The 5,541-nt window shown below is 74.6% G+C and carries 6 protein-coding genes and 1 pseudogene; 6 read left to right on the top strand and 1 reads right to left on the bottom strand.

From position 1 onward, the window contains the following. From ABZ914_RS45090 to ABZ914_RS45100, 3 genes and pseudogenes are all read left to right on the top strand, one after another. Nucleotides 1-256: pseudogene (locus ABZ914_RS45090) on the top strand (RNA ligase family protein); the annotation flags it as partial. Then, on the top strand, nucleotides 240-1,364 hold the full coding sequence (locus ABZ914_RS45095) for an AAA family ATPase (protein ID WP_500200840.1): 1,125 nt from the start codon (nucleotides 240-242) through the stop codon (nucleotides 1,362-1,364). The pseudogene ABZ914_RS45090 and the gene ABZ914_RS45095, both read left to right, overlap by 17 nt. Nucleotides 1,365-1,380: 16 nt before the next feature. Beyond that, nucleotides 1,381-2,028 (top strand): Type 1 glutamine amidotransferase-like domain-containing protein, encoded by a 648-nt coding sequence (locus ABZ914_RS45100; RefSeq protein WP_500200841.1) that lies wholly within the window; start codon nucleotides 1,381-1,383, stop codon nucleotides 2,026-2,028. A gap of 78 nt (nucleotides 2,029-2,106) precedes the next feature. Here the strand turns inward: ABZ914_RS45100 and ABZ914_RS45105 are convergent, their stop codons facing one another. Then, nucleotides 2,107-3,675: a hypothetical protein gene (locus ABZ914_RS45105; protein ID WP_500200842.1), complete on the bottom strand. Its 1,569-nt coding sequence runs from the start codon at nucleotides 3,673-3,675 to the stop codon at nucleotides 2,107-2,109. A 305-nt stretch (nucleotides 3,676-3,980) separates the two neighbouring features. Here ABZ914_RS45105 and ABZ914_RS45110 point away from each other — a divergent pair, with 305 nt between their 5' ends. The 3 genes from ABZ914_RS45110 to ABZ914_RS45120 all read left to right on the top strand — a co-directional run. Beyond that, complete coding sequence (locus ABZ914_RS45110) at nucleotides 3,981-4,772, top strand: SDR family oxidoreductase (protein WP_500200843.1); 792 nt, start codon at nucleotides 3,981-3,983, stop codon at nucleotides 4,770-4,772. Nucleotides 4,773-4,869: 97 nt separating this feature from the next. After that, on the top strand, nucleotides 4,870-5,358 hold the full coding sequence (locus ABZ914_RS45115; RefSeq protein ID WP_500200844.1) for a phage holin family protein: 489 nt from the start codon (nucleotides 4,870-4,872) through the stop codon (nucleotides 5,356-5,358). Beyond that, the coding region (locus ABZ914_RS45120) for a DUF3618 domain-containing protein (protein WP_500200845.1) at nucleotides 5,355-5,541 on the top strand (187 nt) is incomplete at its 3' end. The genes ABZ914_RS45115 and ABZ914_RS45120, both read left to right, overlap by 4 nt.

Genomic DNA, 5,541 nt, shown 5'->3' on the forward strand with positions numbered 1-5,541 from the left:
GCGGGCCGCGCGCCGCGCGGCGGCGCGCGCGGGCGGCGCCGCCCCGGACCGGGTCGCCGCCGAGACCGACAAGTCCGACGAGATGGAGGGCCTCTACATCAAGGTGGAGGAGGACGGGGAGACGGTCGACCGCTACAAGTGGGTCCGGCCGAGCTTCCTGACCGCGATCCTCGACTCGGGGACGCACTGGCAGGAGCGTCCGATCGTCGCCAACGGCCTGGCCGACCCGGAGGTGCTGTATGCGGGTGTTCGCTGATCTGTGCCCGGCGCCGCCGCACTGGGACGTCCGGTGGGACGACATCCGCGAGGCGTTCGGGTGGGTGCGCGAGATGGCGGGCGTCCCGCAGGACGCGGTGTTCCACGGCGAGGGCGACGTCGAGGTCCACACCCGGATGGCGTGCGAGGCGCTCGCGGCGCTCCCGCAGTGGCGGGCGCGTCCGGAGGACGAGCGGGTGCGGCTGTTCACGACGGTGCTGATGCACGACATCGCCAAGCCGCACTGCACCCGCACCGAGGACGACGGCCGGATCACCGCGCGCGGCCATTCGCGCCGCGGCGACCTGATGGTGCGGCGCATCGTGTGGGAGATGGGCGCGCCGGTCGCGTGGCGCGAGCACGTCGCCGCGCTGATCCGCCACCACCAGGTGCCGTTCTGGGCGCTGGAGCGCCCCGACCTGCAGAAGATCGCGTTCCGGGTGAGCCTGCTGGCCCGCAACGACGACCTGGTGCTGCTGGCGTCGGCCGACATCCTCGGCCGGATCTGCCCCGACACCGACGAGCTGCTGGACAACGTCGCCCTGTACGGGGAGTACTGCGCCGAGCAGCGGTGCCTGGACGCGCCGCGCGCGTTCCCGTCCGACCACGCGCGGTTCTGGTACTTCCGCAAGGACGACCGCGACCCCGACTACGCCGCCTACGACGACACCCGCTGCACGGTGACGGTGCTGTCGGGCCTGCCGGGGGTCGGCAAGGACCACTGGATCGCCGCGAACCGGCCGGACGTGCCGGTGGTGAGCCTGGACCGGCTGCGCACCGAGATGGGCGTGTCGCCCGCCGGCGACCAGCACGCGGTCGCCGCGGCCGCGCACGAGCTGGCCCGGGGGCACCTGCGCGCCGGGCGGTCGTTCGTGTGGAACGCCACGAACGTGTCGCGGACGCAGCGCGAGCAGTGCACCGGTCTCATCGCCGGCTACCAGGGCCGGGTGGAGCTGGTGGCGCTGGAGGCGCCGCCGGCGGTGCTGCGCGACCGCAACCGCGGCCGGGACGCGCCGGTTCCGGACGCGGTCATCGACCGGCTCGTCCGCCGCTGGGAGACGCCCGACCCGACCGAGGGGCACCGCGTCGACTGGGTGAGCACGGCCTGACGATTAGAGTCGTCGGGTGCGCTTGTATCTGTCGTCGTTCCGGATGGGCGGGCACCCCGACCGGCTGCTCGGCCTGCTGCCGACGCCGGGGGCCGAGACCGCGGTGATCGCCAACGCTCTGGACGCGGAGTCCGCGGAGGGCCGGCGGGCCGGGGTGCGAAGCGAGATCGCCGCCTTGACCGCGCTCGGGCTGCGTCCGACCGAGATCGACCTGCGGCGGTACTTCGGCCGGCCCGCCTCCGCCATCGCCGCGGAGCTGGCGCGCTTCCCGCTGGTGTGGGCGCGGGGCGGCAACGCGTTCGTGCTGCGCCACGCGCTGGCCCGCAGCGGCGCCGACGCCGCGCTCACCGGCCTGCTCGGCCGCGACGCGCTCGTCTACGCCGGGTACAGCGCGGGCGGCTGCGTGCTGGCGCCGAGCCTGCGCGGCCTTGAGGCGTGCGACGACCCGGACGCCGTGACCCGCGTCCACGGGGACCCGCCGGTCTGGGACGGCCTGGGCGTCCTCGATCACGCGCTCGTCCCCCACGTCGACTCCCCCGGGCATCCGGAGTCGGAGGTCCTGACGGCCGTCGCCGCCCGCTACCGGGGCGAAGGCGTCCCGCACCGGTCGCTGCGCGACGGCCAGGTCCTGCTGGTCGACGGCGCGGAGACCGCGATCCTCTGACGATCGCGGAAGGGGCCGCCGGGCGTCGCCGGCGGCCCCTTCGCTCAGTGCCGTGTGCTGCTCAGTGCCGTGTGCTGCTCAGTGCCGGGCGCGGTGGGCGTTCAGATGGCGGGCGGTGGTGGCGCGAGGTGCGGGGCTCGCCGTCGCCGGAGCTGCTGCCGCCGGACCGGCGCCGAAGATCCCGGTGAACAGGTCGGTGCTGTTGACGCCGGGTCCGGTGTCGTTGGTCTCGATCACCGCGGGCTGGAACCCGTGCCCGGCGGCCGCGACGCTCTCGTAGTCGCCGAGGAAGTGGCCCCATCCGGCGTAGGGCGCCTTCAGCCAGTCGAAGACGCGGGAGATGCGGCGCTCGGACGGGCGGTTCTCGCCGCCGCGCGGGAACGTGAGGTACCACATGGCGGCCGGCAGCGCGGTGGTGTCGCCGGGGCGCAGGTAGCGCAGGTCGACGTAGGTGATAGCGACCGTGCCGCGGTCGTTCACCGCGATGGACGGGGTGAAGGCGGGCGCCGCCGGCGCCCCGTTGACGCGCACCGGAGCCGACCAGGTGCGGCCGCCGTCGGTGGAGTGGACGAGCTGGATCTGGTCGTAGGAGCCGGTGGGGTCGGCGCCCTCGAACGTCGCGTAGAGCTCGCCGGTCTGCGGGTCGACGGCGGCGCTGATGAGGTTGGCCCCGCCGCGCAGCGCCTTGGACGGGTCGTCGGGGGCGTTGGGGTCGACCTCCGGCACGGAGGTGTCGGGCGCGACCGTGACGGGCTTGCTCCAGGTCCGGCCCTGGTCCTTGGAGGTGACGACGGCGAAGTGCAGGTCGACCGGCTCGGTGGCGTCGACGCCGCTGTAGGTCTGCCATTCGAAGAAGTCGTACAGGACGTCGCGGCGGGCGTCGGCGACGATGACGTTGCCGATGGTCTGGGAGTTGGGGACCGCGCCGGTGTCCACGAACGGGTGCGCGGGCGTCCAGGTGCGGCCGTGGTCGCGGGTGATGGCGATGTAGGAGGGGCCGGTGTAGTGGGCGCCGGGTCCGGTGGTGACCTGGTCGATGCGGTCCCACACCTGGTAGGCGGTGCCGGGGTGGCGCGGGTCGGCGGTGACGGAGTTCTTGTCGTCGACGATGGACGGGTCGGTGTCGTCGATGAGCTGGGTGGTGCGGGTCCAGGTGCGTCCGCCGTCGTAGGAGGTGGCGGCGCCGACGCCGTTGCGGGCCGTGGACACGTCGAAGTCCAGGCCGCTGGCGTAGGCGACGCCGTCGGGGCCGAAGTCCACCCAGGCGTCGGAGGCGCGCTCGTAGTTCAGGCCGCCGGGGGCGCACTTGCTGAACGGCAGCGTGGTCTTGGTGAAGTGCCGTCCGTCGCGGCTGTAGGAGGCGGCGACGCCTTTGGCGCCGCCGTCGGACCAGCGGTCCTGCTGGTAGACGGCGATGACGCGGCCGGGCCGGTGCCGGTCGGCGGCGATCCACGGTTCCACTTCGGCGCCCGGGTAGACCGTGCCGTCCGGGCTGGCGCCGGCGGTGCAGGCGGCGTAGGGGTCGCCGGGCGAGATCGGGTGGACGGGCTGCGCGGCCGGGCCGGGCGCCGCGTGCGCCGCGGGCGCGGTGGCGAGCGCGGCGCCGAGCAGCAGCGCGGCGGCGGTGATCGTTGTGCGGGTCGTCATCGGGGGGAGCTCCTCGGAGGGTCGGTGGAGCCGGACGGCGGCGGTGAGGATCTGCTCGTCGTCGCCTGGGACGGGCGCTGGGAGCAACGCCCGCGCGGAAGGTAGATCCGCCTCAGCGGGCCCACAAGACCCGGTGGCCGACTCTGGACACGCACGCCGGGTCCGGTACCGGCCAGACGGGCACGGGCCGGGCGCGGACCGGACGCGGCGTCGGCGGTGACCGCGATGTGGCGGTTCGCCGGAGTGCATCCGTATCGTGAACGCTGATCTTGACATGTGAGACGTCGGCGAGGGAGGCTCGACCCGTGTCCGATCATGAAACCGGCCCCGGCCGGAAGCCCGGCGGGGAACCGGTCGCGCTCGTCACCGGGGCGGGCTCGGGCATCGGCGCCGCCGTCGCCGTCGCCCTGCTGGACCGCGGCTGGCGGGTGTGCCTGGCGGGGCGCCGCGCCGCACCGCTCGCGGACACCGCCGCGCGCGCCCGCGACGCCGGGGACCGGGCACTGCCCGTCCCCGCCGACGTCACCGACCCCGCGTCGGTCGAGGCGCTGTTCGGCACCGTCGCCGAGCGCTGGGGACGGCTGGACCTGCTGGTCAACAACGCCGGGGTGTTCGGCGCGCCGCAGCCGGTCGAGGAGTTCTCGCACCGCGAGTGGCGGACCGTCCTCGACACCAACCTCACTGGCGCGTTCCTGTGCGCCCAGCAGGCGTTCCGCATGATGAAGGAGCAGGACCCGCGGGGCGGCCGGATCATCAACAACGGGTCGCTGTCGGCGCACACCCCGCGCCCCCTGTCGGCCGCCTACACCGCCAGCAAGCACGCGATCACCGGCCTCACCAAGACGCTGTCGCTGGAGGGGCGCCCGCACCGGATCGCGTGCGGGCAGATCGACGTCGGCAACGCCGCGACGGAGATGACCGGCCGGTTCGGGTCCGGCACCCTGCAGGCCGACGGGTCGGTGAGGCCCGAACCGGTGATGGACGTCCGGCACGTCGCCGACGCCGTGCTGTACATGGCGGGCCTGCCGCTGGACGCCAACGTGCAGTTCATGACGGTGATGGCCACCGCGATGCCCTCGTTCGTCGGCCGCGGCTAGGGGCCCGGCGCGCCGCGTCCCACGTTTAGGTCCCCACCAGGGGGAACGGGTCTGCCGCAGGCTTCGAAACGACGGCACGCGGAGGGGGCCTGAGGCCATGAGCACCCTGCGGACACACGACGGCCGGAGCGCCGCCGACATCACCGGGGCGTCCCGGCAGGACACCGGACGCGCCCCCGCGGTCCACGACGGGAACAGGAGCGAGGCCGGGACGGGCGAGCTCGTCCGGCAGGCGACGCAGCAGGTCTCGGAGCTGATGCGCGCGGAACTGCGGCTCGCCGTGGCGGAACTGAAGGACAAGGGCCGGCACGCCGGCACCGGCGCCGGCATGTTCGGCGGCGCGGCGCTGGTCGGCCTGTTCGGGGCGGCGGCGCTGCTCACGGCCGTGATCGCCGCGATCGCGGTGGTGCTGCCGGTGTGGGCGTCGGCCCTCATCATCGGCGGCGCGCTGGTGGCGGTCGCGGGCGTGCTGGCGCTGCTCGGCATGGCGCAGACCAAGCGGGCGACGCCCGCCAAACCCGAACGGGCGATGGACGAGGCGCGCATGACCGTCCACGACCTGAAGGAGAGGGCGACGCACCGATGACCACCCAGGGCAGGCACGGCGCCGACGCCGGCACCGAGGAACTGCGCCAGGAGGTCGACCGGGCCCGCCAGGAGCTCGGGGAGACCGTCGAGGCGCTGGCGGCCAAGGCCGACGTCAAGGCGATGGCCCGCGACCGGGCCGACCAGGCCAGGGAGATGGCCCGCGAGCGCATGCTGCGCGCCC

This window comes from Spirillospora sp. NPDC046719 (genome assembly GCF_040645715.1).
Lineage (GTDB): Bacteria > Actinomycetota > Actinomycetes > Streptosporangiales > Streptosporangiaceae > Spirillospora.